16 protein-coding genes and 1 other annotated feature are annotated in these 15,618 nt (G+C 53.8%); of the genes, 10 read left to right on the plus strand and 6 right to left on the minus strand.

The annotated features are described in order from the left end of the window. Positions 1–208: 208 nt before the first annotated feature. A complete protein-coding gene (locus ACOTWU_RS07350) occupies positions 209–766 on the plus strand; it encodes a recombinase family protein (RefSeq protein WP_001273865.1) in 558 nt (185 codons plus the stop codon). A 167-nt stretch (positions 767–933) separates the two neighbouring features. Here ACOTWU_RS07350 and arsC read toward each other — a convergent pair whose 3' ends face one another. The 3 genes from arsC to ACOTWU_RS07365 are packed head-to-tail and all read right to left on the minus strand — an operon-like array spanning position 934 to position 3,031. Further along, positions 934–1,359: a glutaredoxin-dependent arsenate reductase gene (gene arsC / locus ACOTWU_RS07355; protein WP_006810858.1), complete on the minus strand. Its 426-nt coding sequence runs from the start codon at positions 1,357–1,359 to the stop codon at positions 934–936. Positions 1,360–1,374: 15 nt separating this feature from the next. Beyond that, entirely contained in the window at positions 1,375–2,664 is a 1,290-nt protein-coding gene (locus tag ACOTWU_RS07360; protein ID WP_006810859.1) for an arsenic transporter, read from the minus strand. A 46-nt stretch (positions 2,665–2,710) separates the two neighbouring features. Then, positions 2,711–3,031 carry a metalloregulator ArsR/SmtB family transcription factor gene (locus tag ACOTWU_RS07365; protein WP_006810860.1) on the minus strand — a complete coding sequence of 107 codons (321 nt, stop codon included), beginning with the start codon at positions 3,029–3,031 and terminating at the stop codon, positions 2,711–2,713. An 89-nt stretch (positions 3,032–3,120) separates the two neighbouring features. Between ACOTWU_RS07365 and arsH the strand changes: the two genes are divergently transcribed. Continuing rightward, positions 3,121–3,822: an arsenical resistance protein ArsH gene (gene arsH, locus ACOTWU_RS07370; RefSeq protein ID WP_000847113.1), complete on the plus strand. Its 702-nt coding sequence runs from the start codon at positions 3,121–3,123 to the stop codon at positions 3,820–3,822. Between the two features lie 56 nt (positions 3,823–3,878). On the opposite strand, the gene ACOTWU_RS07375 is transcribed toward arsH, so the two are convergent. The 3 genes from ACOTWU_RS07375 to rnm form a co-directional block, all read right to left on the minus strand. Further along, positions 3,879–5,519, minus strand: a complete 1,641-nt coding sequence (locus ACOTWU_RS07375) for a tyrosine-type recombinase/integrase (protein ID WP_252049274.1) — start codon at positions 5,517–5,519, stop codon at positions 3,879–3,881. Positions 5,520–5,680: 161 nt separating this feature from the next. Next, a complete protein-coding gene (locus ACOTWU_RS07380; protein ID WP_003856793.1) occupies positions 5,681–6,301 on the minus strand; it encodes an L-threonylcarbamoyladenylate synthase in 621 nt (206 codons plus the stop codon). Further along, entirely contained in the window at positions 6,298–7,191 is an 894-nt protein-coding gene (rnm, locus tag ACOTWU_RS07385; protein ID WP_026080677.1) for an RNase RNM, read from the minus strand. Before rnm ends, ACOTWU_RS07380 begins: the two co-directional genes overlap by 4 nt. A gap of 127 nt (positions 7,192–7,318) precedes the next feature. Between rnm and trpL the strand changes: the two genes are divergently transcribed. The 8 genes from trpL (at position 7,319) to yedF (ending at position 15,606) form a co-directional block, all read left to right on the plus strand. Then, entirely contained in the window at positions 7,319–7,363 is a 45-nt protein-coding gene (gene trpL, locus ACOTWU_RS07390) for a trp operon leader peptide (protein WP_071524153.1), read from the plus strand. Beyond that, positions 7,340–7,434: a sequence feature (Trp leader region), on the plus strand. Its footprint overlaps the gene before it by 24 nt. A gap of 23 nt (positions 7,435–7,457) precedes the next feature. Then, positions 7,458–9,020: an anthranilate synthase component 1 gene (locus ACOTWU_RS07395; protein WP_015570383.1), complete on the plus strand. Its 1,563-nt coding sequence runs from the start codon at positions 7,458–7,460 to the stop codon at positions 9,018–9,020. Next, positions 9,020–10,615, plus strand: coding sequence for a bifunctional anthranilate synthase glutamate amidotransferase component TrpG/anthranilate phosphoribosyltransferase TrpD (gene trpD, locus ACOTWU_RS07400; RefSeq protein ID WP_220719504.1), 1,596 nt, complete (start codon positions 9,020–9,022; stop codon positions 10,613–10,615). The genes ACOTWU_RS07395 and trpD overlap by 1 nt, the downstream gene beginning before the upstream one ends. A gap of 3 nt (positions 10,616–10,618) precedes the next feature. Next, the gene (gene trpCF / locus ACOTWU_RS07405; protein ID WP_023296720.1) at positions 10,619–11,977 is read left to right on the plus strand and encodes a bifunctional indole-3-glycerol-phosphate synthase TrpC/phosphoribosylanthranilate isomerase TrpF; all 1,359 of its coding nucleotides are present in this window, start codon (positions 10,619–10,621) and stop codon (positions 11,975–11,977) included. A gap of 10 nt (positions 11,978–11,987) precedes the next feature. Then, the gene (gene trpB, locus ACOTWU_RS07410; RefSeq protein ID WP_003856780.1) at positions 11,988–13,181 is read left to right on the plus strand and encodes a tryptophan synthase subunit beta; all 1,194 of its coding nucleotides are present in this window, start codon (positions 11,988–11,990) and stop codon (positions 13,179–13,181) included. Continuing rightward, a complete protein-coding gene (trpA, locus tag ACOTWU_RS07415) occupies positions 13,181–13,990 on the plus strand; it encodes a tryptophan synthase subunit alpha (protein ID WP_045335032.1) in 810 nt (269 codons plus the stop codon). The genes trpB and trpA overlap by 1 nt, the downstream gene beginning before the upstream one ends. Before the next feature lie 174 nt (positions 13,991–14,164). After that, positions 14,165–15,376 carry a selenium metabolism membrane protein YedE/FdhT gene (yedE, locus tag ACOTWU_RS07420; protein ID WP_023296721.1) on the plus strand — a complete coding sequence of 404 codons (1,212 nt, stop codon included), beginning with the start codon at positions 14,165–14,167 and terminating at the stop codon, positions 15,374–15,376. Continuing rightward, entirely contained in the window at positions 15,373–15,606 is a 234-nt protein-coding gene (gene yedF / locus ACOTWU_RS07425; RefSeq protein ID WP_003856774.1) for a sulfurtransferase-like selenium metabolism protein YedF, read from the plus strand. Before yedE ends, yedF begins: the two co-directional genes overlap by 4 nt. Positions 15,607–15,618: the final 12 nt, after the last annotated feature.

The following is a 15,618-nucleotide window of genomic DNA, read 5'->3' on the forward strand; positions in this document are numbered from 1 at the left end:
CAGCAGCCCGTCGTTGCCTGATGGATCCAACCCCTCCGCTGCTATAGTGCAGTCGGCTTCTGACGTTCAGTGCAGCCGTCTTCTGAAAACGACAATCCGGGTCTTTTCCCCTTCAAGATTGTATCGAAATAGTATTGATCAATTTAATCGACACACCTATAATCGATACACACTAAATCGCTACGCTCAACAGAACAGGGAAACTACAATGGCTAACATCGGTTACATTCGAGTAAGTACAGATAAACAATACACAGAGCGCCAGCTCGACGGCGTGACACTTGATGAAAAGTTTGAAGAGAAGGTAAGCGGCAAGAATACCAACCGTCCCAAACTCCAGGAGATGATTGCTTACGTTCGTAAAGGCGACGTGATCCACGTTCACAGCCTTGACCGCTTAGGGCGTAACCTCCGTGATGTTCTCGACATTATCGAGCACGTTAAAGCCAAAGGCGCAAGCGTCCAATTCCACAAGGAAGGGATAACAGCAGGAGCAGAAGCCAACGCCGCCAGCAACCTTATGCTAAACATCTTCGCGGCTATGTCACAGATGGAACGTGAAATGATGCTCGAACGCCAGGCAGAAGGCTACGCAGCAGCCAAAGCAGCGGGACGCAAAGGCGCTCGTGGTAATGGCGCAGCGGTTGACCGTGTAGGGATTGTGTCAGCACTTGCCGCTGGTCAGTCTATCCGAACCATAGCGAAAGATTTCAACGTGTCCACCAGCACCGTGCAGCGTATCAAGACCGAACAAGCCGCCGCCTAACAAGATTCCTTTTGAGGCCACAAGCCACTGATATTTAAGGAATCCTACCGCTGGAATTGGGTACGTCGCGGAAATCGTGTTAAACATCTCAAGTAATGGCGCAACACACATCACCTGGTAAACGTCTTGTTTATACACTGATACGGATGATGCGAAGTAGATTATTGTTAAATTAGTCGCTTGCCATCCTTCCCTACGACCTTTTCTCCATCTTCCTTAATGAACTCGCCTTTCTGAGGGTTTGGAAGAATGTCCAATACCACTTCTGATGGACGGCAAAGGCGTGTTCCAAGTGGCGTAACGACAATCGGACGGTTGATCAAAATGGGATGACTTAGCATTGCCTCTATCAATTCTTCATCGGTGAAACGGTCTTCTGTTAAACCAAGTTGCTCGTATGGTTCAACATTTTTTCGTAGCAACGCACGAACACTGATCCCCATCGCGCTAATCAATTCCTTGAGTTTATCCCTGTCTGGAGGTGTTTCCAGATAGAGAATCACAGTTGGCTCAACACCGCTATTTTGAATTAAAGCCAGCGTATTACGGGATGTTCCACATGCTGGATTGTGGTAAATGGTTATGTCAGTCATGATTATTCTCTTATCTTACAGGGAAAACGACAGGCGCAATGCCAGCGCACTAAGGGTAACGAACAGCACAGGCAGCGTCATAATCACGCCTACGCGGAAGTAGTACCCCCAACTTATTTTTATGCTTTTCTGTTCAAGGACATGCAACCAAAGCAGCGTTGCAAGACTTCCTATGGGTGTGATTTTTGGTCCCAGATCGCAGCCAATCACGTTGGCATAGATCATCGCTTCCTTGATAATCCCTGATGCCATACTTCCATCTATCGACAAAGCACCAATCAAAACAGTGGGCATGTTGTTCATGATGGATGACAAGAACGCAGCTAAGAAGCCAGTTCCCAGCGTAGCGGCCCAGATACCTCTATCAGCAAGCTGGTTTAGAACACCCGAAAGATGTTCGGTTAGTCCTGCATTACGCAGACCATAAACAACCAGGTACATACCGAGCGAGAACACTACAATCTGCCAGGGCGCACCACGCAACACCTTGCCCGTATTAATCGAATGCCCTCGTTTGGCAACAAGAAAAAGTATTAAAGCCCCTGCTGCTGCAATCGCACTTACAGGTATTCCGAGAGGTTCGAGTACAAAAAAACCTATTAAGAGAAGCAATAGCACTATCCAACCAGTTCTGAACGTTGCCAGATCTTTGATAGCTTCTGCTGGCGCTTTTAACCGGGACAATTCATAAACGGCTGGAATGTCTTTACGGAAGAAGAGATGAAGTACCGCAAGCGTGGCAGCAATCGCCGCAAGGTCTACCGGAACCATCACGGAAGCGTAATCACTGAACCCAAGTTTGAAGAAGTCAGCGGAAACAATGTTCACAAGATTAGATACGATCAGCGGTAAACTTGCAGTATCAGCTATAAACCCGGCTGCCATAACGAAAGCCAGCGTTGTTTCTTTACTGAATCCCAACGCCAGTAGCATAGCAATAACAATCGGTGTAAGAATCAGCGCGGCTCCATCGTTAGCAAACAGAGCAGCAACAGCGGCCCCCAGCAACACTATGTAGGTGAATAGCAGCCGCCCACGTCCATTACCCCATCGGGCAACATGTAAAGCGCACCATTCAAAGAAGCCAGACTCATCAAGCAGTAAGCTGATGATGATAACCGCGATAAAGGCTGCGGTAGCATTCCATACAATGTGCCATACAACCGGGATGTCACTTATTTGTATAACCCCCGTAACCAAAGCCAGCACCGCACCAATTGAGGCAGTCCAGCCAATACTAAGCCCGCGAGGTTGCCAAATCACAAAGAAGATGGTTAGTGCGAAGATTGCTCCTGCCAATAACATTCCGAACCCCTTAAACACATTCGATTTAGTGAATGTATTTTTGTTATCATCCGCAAACAGCGGTATTTACGTTATTCAAAGATTGTCGTACTTCATCGCGCTGGCTACTCCAGGCAGTATCGATGATTGAAGCTGCCCATGCAGCCATGTGTGGTGAAAGACGATAATAGATCCATTTACCTTCTCGGCGATCCAGCACCAATCCGGCATCCCTTAGCAAAGCAATGTGGCGTGAAACCTTTGGCTGAGATTGGTTAGTGACCGAACATAGCTCGCAAACACACAACTCCCCAGCCTCACGCAGTAATAGAATAATCGTCGTGCGTGTCTCGTCTGCAAGTAGCTTGAAAAGTTGAACAGGTAACATCTGTAAGCAGCCTCAGATAAAAACGAATACATATGTTAATCCGTATGTGTTAAAAGTAAAGCATAGTGTACAAACTCTGGAGTAAAGCCATGAAGACATTCCCCGCTCTTAATACTGATTGCTTTGATGCAACCATAGCTGAAAAGGTCGGAGGTACAGCCATCCCTCCTCGCTTTCTTCTCCTTTACGGCTCAGTACGTCAGCGATCTTTTAGTCGATTTAGTGCCGAAGAAGCCGGGCGATTGCTTACGGAAATGGGTGCTGAAGTGAAAATTTTTAATCCTTCTGGTTTACCACTTCCTGACGATGCTCCTGAAACACATCCAAAGGTGCAAGAGCTACGGAGTTTGGTTCGGTGGTGTGATGGTATGGTGTGGAGTTCGCCAGAGCGACATGGCGCGATGAGTAGCATTCTGAAAGCCCAAATAGACTGGATTCCTTTAACAGAAGGAGCGATTCGCCCTTCCCAGGGAAAAACTTTGGCAGTGATGCAAGTTTGCGGTGGTTCCCAATCGTTTAACGCAGTTAACCAAATGCGTGTCCTTGGACGCTGGATGAGGATGTTTACTATCCCTAACCAATCATCGGTAGCAAAAGCATGGCAAGAGTTTGATGATGATGGACGAATGAAACCATCTTCTTATTACGACCGCATTGTTGATGTGATGGAGGAACTATTCAAAATCACACTGATTTTGAAAAACCATACTGAATACCTTGCTGACCGCTACAGCGAAAGAAAAGAAAATCACGAACAACTCTCTATCCGGGTGAATCAGCGGAAAATTTAAAAAATTGGTAAAGATAGCTGGTAATTGAAACCATAAAACCCGTTGGTGGGACAGCTTTACCAGTTTATGCCATCAACCACTGGAAGTAAGTCCCTCAGCGGTGGCCTATGTGTATACCGTGCCGTGATACCTAACGATTGAGTTCGGGAGTGTCCGACGCAAAACTGCACCATCACGGGCATCGCTTTTGTCATTGCCTCTGAAATAAAAGTATGACGAAGGGCATGGATCACCCTCTTTTGTCCAAATTCATTAAATTTTTGTATGTTGCAATCGGCCATGATGCTGTTCCACTCAAGCCCGATCTGCTCATACGTCGGTAAATCACCGAAAACAGGATCAGTGGGTTTGAGCGATTTAACACGCGCCAAAAGTAACTTTTCTGAGGTCTTGTTTAACGGTATCTGCCGCACAGCCTGTTCAGTTTTCCCGCCGTCAATGAAGACATACCAACGCCGTGTTTCTTCATCTTCGCGAATGTGCTCTTTACGGATAGCAGCAATTTCGCCCCGGCGTGCTCCGGTATAAATCAGAGTCAGGAAATAATCACGTCGCCAATCTTTGCAAGTATTCAAATACGTTACAAGGCGTTGCATCTCAGGTTTTGAGTAAGAGCCGCCCTTGTTCTCCGTTACCTCGTATTTGATCCCTTCTGTGGGGGCTTTCTCTAAAATGTCCTTTTCATCTTTCAGGAAGACTTTGAAGAACGAGGAATAAATCTTGAGATGCTTTTGGACGTTAGCGCTGCTCATCAAATCCTCTTCCGGTACATCAAAATCAATACACTCCGTAAGCGTCATTTCGGAATAAGGTTTTTTATTTCGACGGGGAAGATTTTCAATAATGGTTATAGTTTGCCGTATGTGCTGCTTCGTGATCACTCCGACAGGAAGATCACCGATAACATGCAACAACACATTATAGAAGCGCTGGTTTTCGTTGGCGACAGCCGCCACCCAGTCCTTTCCTTTTTCAGTGGTAAACATTTTCCATGAAACAGAAAGCAGAGGCGTATCGTTACTTTCAGACTCAACCGTTGGCGCTACAGCATGTTTAGCTGCTGGCTTCTTCAATCGCTCGGCTTCTGTCAGCTTGAATTGCATCTCTTCGACCAAAGAGCGATATCGAACAAGATCACCAGAATAGAAAGCGTCGTAGGCTTGGTGGAGCATAGCCTGATGTAAATCAATCTGCCCCGCCACATCGTAAGCCTGTTCAACATCACGTTGATCAAAGGAAACCTTCTTCATCAGCAAAGTGGCAAGAAGCATCCGCGCCGTTGAATCATCACCGTTATACACTCGGTTCAGATGTATCTCAGCACGGCCTTTAGCCTCTGTAACGTTGGCAGTCGGGGAGATTGCTGCATCTGGATCGATCTTGCGTTGCATCCGTCCAAGTTCCGGCATTCGTTTAGCTTCATCAACACCCATCCTAAGCCAGTCCAACAGATAAGTGTCGAAATCGCGCTGAGTGGCTTCCCTGAAACCGTCAATGTGCATTTTGAACTGTTCGTTGGACAGCGAACCATTTTGAACAAGGGGGATGTATGCACTAAGACGTGACATTGTAACCCCGACCGCTTGCAATGAATCTGTGCCGAGGCTACGACGGAAAAATGTTCCGTCGGGAAGTCGAAAGTTGATGTAGTAGACGTTACCGCGCTTCGTCGTGAATCGAGGAGTCTTGTTGTACACTCTGTTCCTCATTGCGTTACCCATTTTGTTATACATTTCATGGAGTTAACGCTAACACTTTGATTTGATTCGGTGATTTTTCGCCTTCACAGGCGTCGAATCAGGTCAAAAACAGGGCGGCGCCCTGCTTTGATGGCCGCGTAGTATATCTGCTTACACCCTTACAAGAAAGGCTTAACATCGCCCACGCCTTCACGAATCACTTCTGGCGCGTCTTCGGTGAGATCCACCACGGTGGTCGGCTGCTGGCCAAGATAGCCGCCATGGATAATCAGCTCCACCACCTTCTCCAGACGATCTTTGATCTCTTCCGGGTCGGACTCGGTAAACTCACTGCCCGGCAGCATCAGCGATGTGGAGAGCATCGGCTCCCCGAGGGTTTCCAGTAGCGCCTGGGCAATCGGGTTCGACGGCACGCGCATGCCGATGGTTTTACGTTTTTCCTGCAACAGACGACGCGGCACCTCTTTTGTCCCCTTCAGAATGAAGGTGTAGTTACCCGGCGTGTTGTTTTTAATCAGACGAAAGGCCACGTTATCAACATAAGCATAGGTCGACAGCTCAGAGAGATCGCGACACATCAGGGTGAAGTTGTGGCCATCCGGCAGCTGGCGGATGCGACAGATGCGCTCCATCGCCCCTTTATCCTCAATTTTACAGCCCAGCGCGTAGCCAGAATCGGTTGGGTAGACAATAACGCCGCCTTTGCGGACGATCTCCACGGCCTGATTAATCAGACGTGGCTGGGGGTTATCCGGATGGATATAGAAAAACTGACTCATACTTCCCTCTCTTCAATTTGCTGTGGCTGTTCCCAGAGCTGCCAGACAGGCTCAACGCCCGCGGGTAACCAGAGCTTGCGCCCCAGTTCAATCCACGCGCAGGGCTGATGGAAATCTGAACCCTGTGACCCAAGCAGACCAAACTGACGGGCGTAGGTCGCGAGCTGCGAACGCTCATTGGGTGCCTGCTGACACTGGGCAACTTCCATCGCCTCACCGCCGCATTCGGCAAAGTGTGCCAGCAGTCTTTTCAGCCATTTAGCAGAAAGATTATACCGCCCCGGATGGGCCAGCACGGCCTTACCGCCAGAATGATGAATCACATCAATAGCTTGTTTTATTGTACACCACTGTGGGGGAACGTATCCGGTTTTCCCGCGCGCCAGATACTTTTTAAAGACATTCGCCATGGTCGTCGCCTTACCGGCATCCACAAGAAAACGGGCGAAATGGCCGCGCGTCACCGCCCCACCGTTCGCCAGCTTTCGCGCGCCTTCCAGCGCACCGGGAATATGCGCTTTTTCCAGACGTTCGCCAATCATCTCCGCGCGTTGATTGCGGCGTGTTTTTTGTTCTTGCAAAAAAGCACGCATGGCCGGATGTTCTGTATCGATATTCAGGCCAACGATATGAATTTCGTGGTTTTCCCAGACCGTCGAGATCTCAACCCCGGCCACCAGATCCAGCGCCAGTCCGCTACGGGCAATCTCGGCGCGCGCGGCGGGAATGCCGTCAGTGGTATCGTGATCGGTTATTGCCAGCGTGCCGACACGCATTTCAACGGCGCGATGGACCAGGGCTTCGGGTGTCAGCAGGCCATCTGAAGCCTGCGTATGGCTGTGTAAATCATAAATTACGGCGTAGGTGGTATCGCTCAAAGCACTTCCCATAACAGGTTGGAGACATCCGAAGCCCCTATGATACCGACTAACCGTGAAATACTGAAATCAGGGGTTGACAACACGCCATCGAACTAGTTAACTAGTACGCAAGTTCACACGAGAAAGGTATCTGAAAATGACAGCACATTTCGCTCTGCACGGTTGGTGGCGTACTTCCTGATCTTCGGGCAGTGTCACGCGTCTGCGAAATGCAAACAGATACCCGGCCCGCTACCCAGCGGGCTTTTTTTTGAACAGAATATGAGAACAACAACATGCAAACAGCCAAACCTCATCTCGAACTGCTGACCTGCGAGGCGGCCTATCGCCATAACCCTACCGCGCTGTTTCATCAGGTGTGCGGCGCACGTCCCGCGACGCTGCTGCTGGAGTCAGCTGATATCGACAGTAAGGACGACCTCAAAAGCCTGCTGCTGGTTGACAGCGCGCTGCGCATTACCGCGTTAGGTGACACCGTCACTATCAGGGCGTTGTCTGACAATGGCGCGTCGCTCCTGCCGCTGCTGGATGCGGCGCTGCCTTCAGGCATTGAAAATGAACGCCACCCGGACCTGCGTATTCTGCATTTCCCGCCGGTGAGCCAGCTGCTGGATGAGGATGCCCGCCTCTGCTCGCTCTCCGTTTTTGACGCCTTTCGCCTGCTGCAAAATCTGGTGGCCGTGCCGGAAGTTGAGCGCGAAGCAATGTTTTTTGGCGGGCTGTTTGCTTACGACCTGGTTGCTGGCTTTGAAGATTTACCGGAAACCGAGCAGGGAAACCGCTGCCCGGACTACTGTTTCTACCTGGCCGAAACCCTGCTGGTGATCGACCATCAGAAAAAATATACCCGCATCCAGGCCAGCCTTTTCACTCCGTCTGAGTCTGAGAAAAATCGCCTCGCGCAGCGCATCGCCCAACTGCAACAGCAGATGTCAGAAGCACCGCCCGCGCTCCCGGTGCAGCGTGTTGAAAAGATGACCTGCGAGGTGAGTCAGACCGACGATCAGTACGGCGCGGTGGTACGTCAGATGCAAAAAGCGATTCGTGCCGGGGAGATTTTCCAGGTAGTGCCGTCCCGTCGCTTCTCACTGCCCTGCCCGTCGCCGCTGGCGGCTTACGATGTACTGAAAAAGAGCAACCCAAGCCCGTACATGTTCTTTATGCAGGACAATGATTTCACCCTGTTTGGCGCGTCGCCGGAAAGCTCCCTCAAGTACGACGCCACCAGCCGCCAGATTGAGATCTACCCGATAGCGGGAACCCGTCCACGCGGCCGTCGTGCCGATGGCTCCCTGGACCGCGATCTCGACAGCCGCATCGAACTGGAAATGCGTACCGACCATAAAGAGCTCTCCGAACACCTGATGCTGGTTGACCTGGCGCGTAACGATCTGGCACGCATTTGCACCCCAGGCAGCCGCTACGTGGCGGACCTGACCAAAGTCGACCGCTACTCCTTTGTCATGCACCTGGTCTCCCGCGTGGTGGGTGAACTGCGCCACGACCTCGACGTTCTGCATGCCTACCGCGCCTGCATGAACATGGGCACCCTGAGCGGCGCGCCGAAAGTCCGCGCCATGCAGCTGATCGCCGAAGCGGAAGGACGCCGTCGCGGCAGCTACGGTGGTGCCGTGGGCTATTTCACCGCTCACGGTGACCTTGATACCTGCATCGTGATCCGCTCCGCCTACGTTGAGGACGGCATTGCCACCGTCCAGGCCGGGGCCGGGATTGTGCTGGATTCTGTTCCGCAGTCGGAAGCCGACGAAACCCGCAGTAAAGCGCGCGCGGTACTGCGCGCCATTGCTACCGCACATCATGCACAGGAGATTTTCTGATGGCTGACATTCTGCTGCTCGATAATATCGACTCCTTTACTTACAACCTGGCAGATCAGCTGCGTGCGAATGGTCACAATGTCGTTATCTATCGCAACCACGTTCCGGCCCAGACGCTAATTGACCGTCTGGCGACCATGCAAAACCCGGTGCTGATGCTCTCCCCGGGCCCAGGCGCACCGAGCGAAGCAGGCTGTATGCCTGAGCTGTTGACCCGTATGCGCGGCAAGCTGCCGATTATCGGCATCTGCCTCGGCCACCAGGCGATTGTCGAAGCCTACGGCGGTTACGTGGGTCAGGCGGGGGAGATCCTGCATGGCAAAGCGTCAAGTATTGAACATGACGGTCAGGCGATGTTTGCCGGTCTGCCAAACCCGCTTCCGGTAGCCCGTTACCACTCGCTGGTCGGCAGCAATATTCCGGCCGGGCTGACCATTAACGCCTCGTTTGAAGGGATGGTGATGGCGGTGCGTCACGATGCGGATCGCGTCTGCGGGATGCAGTTCCACCCGGAATCTATCCTGACGTCCAACGGCGCGCGTCTGCTGGAGCAAACGCTCGACTGGGCGCTACAAAAGCTGGAGCAGACCAACACCCTGCAACCGATTCTGGAAAAACTGTATCAGGCTCAGACCCTGAGCCAGCAGGAGAGCCATCAGCTGTTCTCCGCCGTCGTGCGCGGCGAGCTGAAGCCTGAGCAGCTGGCCGCTGCGCTGGTGAGCATGAAGGTACGCGGCGAAAGCCCGCAGGAGATCGCCGGCGCGGCAACCGCGCTGCTGGAAAATGCCGCCCCGTTCCCGCGCCCGGACTATCCGTTTGCCGATATTGTCGGGACCGGTGGCGACGGCAGTAACAGTATTAATATTTCCACCGCCAGCGCCTTTGTGGCCGCGGCATGCGGTCTGAAGGTGGCGAAACACGGCAACCGCAGCGTGTCCAGCCGTTCAGGATCGTCCGACCTGCTGGCGGCTTTCGGTATCAACCTGGACATGAACGCCGAGCGTTCCCGTGAAGCGCTGGATGACCTGGGCGTCTGTTTCCTGTTTGCGCCGAAGTATCACACCGGTTTCCTCCACGCGATGCCGGTTCGCCAGCAGCTCAAAACCCGCACGCTGTTTAACGTGCTCGGTCCACTCATTAACCCGGCGCACCCGCCGCTGGCGCTGATTGGCGTTTACAGCCCGGAACTGGTCCTGCCGATTGCGGAGACGCTGCGCGTCCTCGGTTACCAACGCGCCGCCGTGGTACACAGCGGCGGGATGGATGAAGTTTCCCTGCATGCGCCCACGCTGGTGGCGGAACTGAATAACGGCGAAGTGCTGAACTATCAGCTTGAGGCCGCTGACTTCGGGTTGACCCCGTACCATCAGGACGCCCTGGCGGGCGGCACGCCGGAAGAAAACCGTGACATTCTCACGCGCTTATTACAAGGTAAAGGTGAGGCCGCCCATGAGGCCGCCGTGGCGGCCAACGTAGCCATGCTGATGCGTTTACATGGCGAGGAAGATCTGAAAGCCAACGCCCAAAAAGTTCTGGACGTACTGCGCTCCGGTGCAGCTTACGATCGCGTTACCGCACTTGCGGCAAGAGGGTAAATAATGCAGACCGTTTTAGCGAAAATCGTCGCCGATAAGGCCATCTGGGTGGAAGCCCGTAAGCAACAGCAGCCGCTCGCCAGTTTTCAGAATGACGTCGTTCCGAGCAGCCGTCGTTTTTATGATGCGCTCCAGGGCGCGCGTACCGCGTTTATTCTGGAGTGTAAAAAAGCGTCTCCGTCCAAAGGCGTGATCCGCGACGATTTCGACCCGGCGCGTATTGCCGGTATCTACAAGCATCATGCGTCTGCCATTTCTGTGCTGACGGATGAGAAATATTTCCAGGGCAGCTTCGATTTTCTGCCCGTAGTCAGCGGCATCGCGCCGCAGCCGATACTGTGCAAAGACTTTATTATCGACCCGTATCAGATCTGGCTGGCGCGCTTTTACCAGGCCGATGCCTGCCTGCTGATGCTCTCCGTGCTGAATGACGAGCAGTATCGCCAGCTCTCGGCCGTCGCGCACAGCCTGAATATGGGCGTGCTGACCGAAGTGAGCAACGAAGAGGAGCTGGAGCGCGCCATCGCGCTGGAAGCCAAAGTGGTCGGCATTAACAACCGCGACCTGCGCGACCTGTCGATTGACCTCAACCGTACGCGCCAGCTTGCGCCGCGTCTGGGCGCGGGCGTCACGGTGATCAGCGAATCCGGGATTAACAGCTACGCTCAGGTGCGTGAACTCAGCCACTTTGCCAACGGTTTCCTGATCGGCTCCGCGATGATGGAACACGACGATCTTAATGCGGCCGTGCGCCGCGTGCTGTTGGGTGAGAACAAAGTCTGCGGCCTGACCCGTGAACAGGATGCGCAGGCCGCATATGAAGCGGGCGCGATCTATGGTGGTCTGATCTTTGTTGAGTCCTCTCCTCGCGCCGTTAATGAGGAACAGGCGCACAAGGTGATGGCGGCTGCGCCTCTGAGCTACGTGGGCGTGTTCCGCAATGCGGATATTAACGACGTTGCGGCAAAAGCGGACGCGTTATCCCTGAGCGCGGTCCAGCTGCACGGCGATGAAGATCAGGCGTACATCGATGCTCTGCGACATGTTCTGGCGCCTCAGGTTCAGATCTGGAAAGCGCAAAGCGTTGGCGCCACCCTGCCCGCGCGTAACCTGAAGCATGTTGATAAATACGTGCTCGACAACGGCCAGGGCGGCACGGGGCAGCGTTTTGACTGGTCACTGCTGCGTGGCGAAGTGCTGGACAATGTCCTGCTGGCGGGGGGATTAAGCCCCGATAACTGTGTGGAAGCGGCCAAAACCGGCTGCGCAGGCCTCGATTTCAATTCAGGCGTAGAGTCCCAACCGGGCATTAAAGACGCCAGCAAGCTGGCATCGGTATTTAAAACTCTGCGTGCATATTAAGGAAGAGAAGATGACGACATTACTTAACCCGTATTTTGGTGAGTTCGGTGGGATGTATGTCCCACAAATCCTGATGCCCGCGCTGCGCCAGCTGGAAGAAGCGTTCGTGAGCGCACAGAAAGATCCGGCGTTTCAGGCGGAGTTTACCGACCTGCTGAAAAACTACGCCGGTCGTCCGACGGCGCTGACAAAGTGCCGCAACCTGACCGAAGGCACTAAAACTACGCTGTATCTTAAGCGTGAAGATCTGCTGCACGGTGGCGCGCATAAAACTAACCAGGTGCTTGGCCAGGCGCTGCTCGCGAAGCGGATGGGTAAAACCGAAATCATCGCCGAAACCGGCGCGGGACAGCACGGTGTGGCCTCAGCGCTCGCCAGCGCCCTGCTCGGTCTGAAATGCCGCATTTACATGGGGGCGAAGGACGTTGAGCGCCAGTCGCCAAACGTGTTCCGTATGCGTCTTATGGGGGCGGAAGTGATCCCGGTGCACAGCGGTTCTGCCACGCTGAAAGATGCCTGTAATGAAGCGCTTCGCGACTGGTCTGGCAGCTACGAAACCGCCCACTACATGCTCGGTACCGCCGCGGGCCCGCACCCGTTCCCGACCATCGTGCGTGAATTCCAGCGCATGATCGGCGAAGAGACTAAAGCGCAGATCCTCGAAAAAGAGGGTCGCCTGCCGGATGCGGTGATCGCCTGCGTTGGCGGCGGATCTAACGCCATCGGCATGTTTGCCGATTTTATCGACGAAACCAGCGTTGGGCTGATTGGCGTTGAGCCTGCCGGCCACGGTATTGAAACGGGCGAGCATGGTGCGCCGCTGAAGCATGGCCGCGTGGGGATCTACTTCGGCATGAAGGCCCCGATGATGCAGACCGATGAAGGGCAGATTGAGGAGTCTTACTCAATCTCTGCCGGGCTGGATTTCCCGTCCGTAGGGCCGCAGCACGCGTTCCTGAACAGCACCGGCCGCGCGGATTATGTCTCCATCACCGATGACGAAGCGCTGGAGGCCTTCAAAACGCTGTGCCGCAATGAAGGGATCATCCCGGCGCTGGAGTCTTCCCACGCGCTGGCGCACGCGCTGAAAATGATGAAGGAAAACCCGGAAAAAGAGCAGCTGCTGGTGGTAAACCTTTCCGGGCGCGGTGACAAAGATATCTTCACCGTTCACGATATTCTGAAAGCACGAGGGGAAATCTGATGGAACGCTACGACAACGCATTTGCACAACTGAAAGCTCGCCAGGAAGGCGCCTTCGTTCCCTTCGTGACGCTGGGCGACCCCGGCCTGGAGCAGTCGCTGAAGATTATCGACACCCTGATTGATGCCGGTGCCGACGCGCTGGAGCTCGGTATTCCGTTCTCCGATCCGCTGGCGGATGGCCCGACCATTCAGAACGCAACGCTACGCGCGTTTGCCGCGGGCGTGACGCCGAGCCAGTGCTTTGAAATGCTGGCGGCGATCCGTCAGAAGCACCCGACCATTCCGATCGGCCTGCTGATGTACGCCAACCTGGTGTTCAGCCGCGGTATTGATGCGTTTTACGCAGAGTGCGCCCGCGTGGGCGTTGACTCCGTGCTGGTGGCTGATGTGCCCGTTGAAGAGTCTGCGCCATTCCGTCAGGCGGCAATGCGCCACAACGTCGCGCCGATTTTCATCTGTCCACCGAATGCCGATGACGATCTGTTGCGCCAGATTGCCTCTTACGGACGAGGTTACACCTACCTGCTCTCCCGTGCGGGCGTCACCGGTGCGGAAAACAAAGCCGCGCTGCCGCTGCATCATCTGGTGGAGAAGCTGGCAGAATACCATGCTGCACCGCCGCTTCAGGGCTTTGGCATTTCTTCACCGGATCAGGTTACTGCGGCGATTGACGCGAAAGCCGCCGGAGCCATTTCCGGTTCGGCTATCGTGAAAATTATCGAGAAGAACGTGGATAAGCCAGAGCAGATGCTGGCTGAGTTACACGCATTCGTCACATCCATGAAAGCGGCCACGCGCAAGGCGTAACCGTTAACACCGTCTGGCCCCGGCGTCAGGCGGTTTTCCCTTCTCTCTTCCTGAAAGAAGCAGGTCAAAATTGATCCTGTCGATATTTTCGGTGTGAATGACTTTCCAAACTTTCGCGTAAGCGTATGATCTGGGCTCTTTTTAGCGTTACCCTTCTGAGTTCAGAGGTTATTCATGTCATGGCATTCCTTCAAACAGACTTACCTGGTTAAGTTCTGGTCACCTGTTCCGGCCGTTATCGCGGCAGGCATTCTCTCTACTTATTATTTCGGTATTACCGGCACCTTCTGGGCTGTTACGGGCGAGTTTACCCGCTGGGGTGGGCAGCTATTACAGCTGGCAGGCGTCCATGCCGAAGAGTGGGGCTACTTCAAACTGATCCATCTTGAGGGCACACCGCTGACCCGCATCGACGGGATGATGATCATTGGCATGTTCGGCGGCTGTTTTGCGGCCGCGCTGTGGGCCAACAACGTTAAGTTGCGCATGCCGAAAAGCCGCATCCGCATTATGCAGGCCGTGGTCGGCGGCATCATTGCCGGGTTTGGCGCCCGCCTGGCGATGGGCTGTAATCTGGCCGCGTTCTTTACCGGTATTCCGCAGTTCTCGCTGCATGCCTGGTTCTTTGCCGTCGCCACCGCCATCGGCTCCTACTTCGGTGCTAAATTCACCCTGCTGCCGCTGTTCCGCATTCCGGTGAAAATGACGAAAGTTAGCGCTGCCTCTCCGTTAACGCAAAAACCCGATCAGGCGCGTCGTCGCTTCCGCCTCGGTATGCTGGTCTTTTTTGCCATGGTTGCCTGGGCGATTTGCACGGCGATGAATCAGCCAAAACTTGGCCTGGCCATGCTGTTCGGCGTCGGTTTTGGTCTGCTGATTGAACGCGCGCAGATCTGCTTTACCTCCGCGTTTCGCGATATGTGGATCACCGGACGCACCATGATGGCGAAGGCGATCATTGCCGGTATGGCCGTGAGCGCGATCGGCATCTTCAGCTACGTTCAGCTCGGCGTGGAACCGAAAATCATGTGGGCGGGCCCAAATGCCGTCATTGGCGGGCTGCTGTTTGGTTTTGGCATCGTGCTGGCGGGCGGGTGTGAAACCGGCTGGATGTATCGCGCTGTGGAAGGCCAGGTGCATTACTGGTGGGTGGGTCTGGGTAACGTGATTGGCTCTACCATTCTGGCCTACTACTGGGATGACGTCTCTCCGGTACTGGCAACAAACTGGGACAAGGTCAACCTGCTGAATACCTTTGGTCCACTCGGGGGGCTCCTGGTGACCTACGCCCTGCTGCTTATCGCCTTCTTACTGGTTGTTGCACAAGAGAAGCGCTTCTTCCGACGCGCCACCGCCAAAACTGAAACTCAGGAGAATGCCGCATGAAAGAGATCGTGCCTGATTATCGTCTCGATATGGTGGGTGAACCTTGCCCTTACCCGGCCGTCGCCACGCTTGAAGCGCTACCGCAGCTAAAGAAAGGTGAAATTCTGGAAGTGGTGAGCGATTGCCCCCAGTCGATCAATAACATTCCTCTTGATGCCAAAAATCACGGCTATACCGTGCTGGATATCCAGCAGGACGGACCAACCATTCGTTATTTAATTCAGAAGTGACTTCACGATCTA

The sequence above is a fragment of the Enterobacter cloacae complex sp. GYL001 genome (assembly GCF_049237125.1).
Taxonomy (GTDB): Bacteria; Pseudomonadota; Gammaproteobacteria; order Enterobacterales; family Enterobacteriaceae; genus Enterobacter; species Enterobacter hormaechei_C.

Bases quoted from the DNA above. Each gene is read 5' to 3' on its own strand.
- arsC (WP_006810858.1), bottom strand. From the start codon at position 1,359: ATGACTGACATAACCATTTACCACAATCCAGCATGTGGAACATCCCGT.
- trpCF (WP_023296720.1), top strand. From the start codon at position 10,619: ATGCAGACCGTTTTAGCGAAAATCGTCGCCGATAAGGCCATCTGGGTG.
- ACOTWU_RS07395 (WP_015570383.1), top strand. From the start codon at position 7,458: ATGCAAACAGCCAAACCTCATCTCGAACTGCTGACCTGCGAGGCGGCC.
- ACOTWU_RS07360 (WP_006810859.1), bottom strand. From the start codon at position 2,664: ATGTTATTGGCAGGAGCAATCTTCGCACTAACCATCTTCTTTGTGATT.
- yedF (WP_003856774.1), top strand. From the start codon at position 15,373: ATGAAAGAGATCGTGCCTGATTATCGTCTCGATATGGTGGGTGAACCT.
- arsH (WP_000847113.1), top strand. From the start codon at position 3,121: ATGAAGACATTCCCCGCTCTTAATACTGATTGCTTTGATGCAACCATA.
- trpA (WP_045335032.1), top strand. From the start codon at position 13,181: ATGGAACGCTACGACAACGCATTTGCACAACTGAAAGCTCGCCAGGAA.
- rnm (WP_026080677.1), bottom strand. From the start codon at position 7,191: ATGGGAAGTGCTTTGAGCGATACCACCTACGCCGTAATTTATGATTTA.
- trpD (WP_220719504.1), top strand. From the start codon at position 9,020: ATGGCTGACATTCTGCTGCTCGATAATATCGACTCCTTTACTTACAAC.
- ACOTWU_RS07350 (WP_001273865.1), top strand. From the start codon at position 209: ATGGCTAACATCGGTTACATTCGAGTAAGTACAGATAAACAATACACA.
- ACOTWU_RS07380 (WP_003856793.1), bottom strand. From the start codon at position 6,301: ATGAGTCAGTTTTTCTATATCCATCCGGATAACCCCCAGCCACGTCTG.
- trpB (WP_003856780.1), top strand. From the start codon at position 11,988: ATGACGACATTACTTAACCCGTATTTTGGTGAGTTCGGTGGGATGTAT.
- yedE (WP_023296721.1), top strand. From the start codon at position 14,165: ATGTCATGGCATTCCTTCAAACAGACTTACCTGGTTAAGTTCTGGTCA.
- ACOTWU_RS07365 (WP_006810860.1), bottom strand. From the start codon at position 3,031: ATGTTACCTGTTCAACTTTTCAAGCTACTTGCAGACGAGACACGCACG.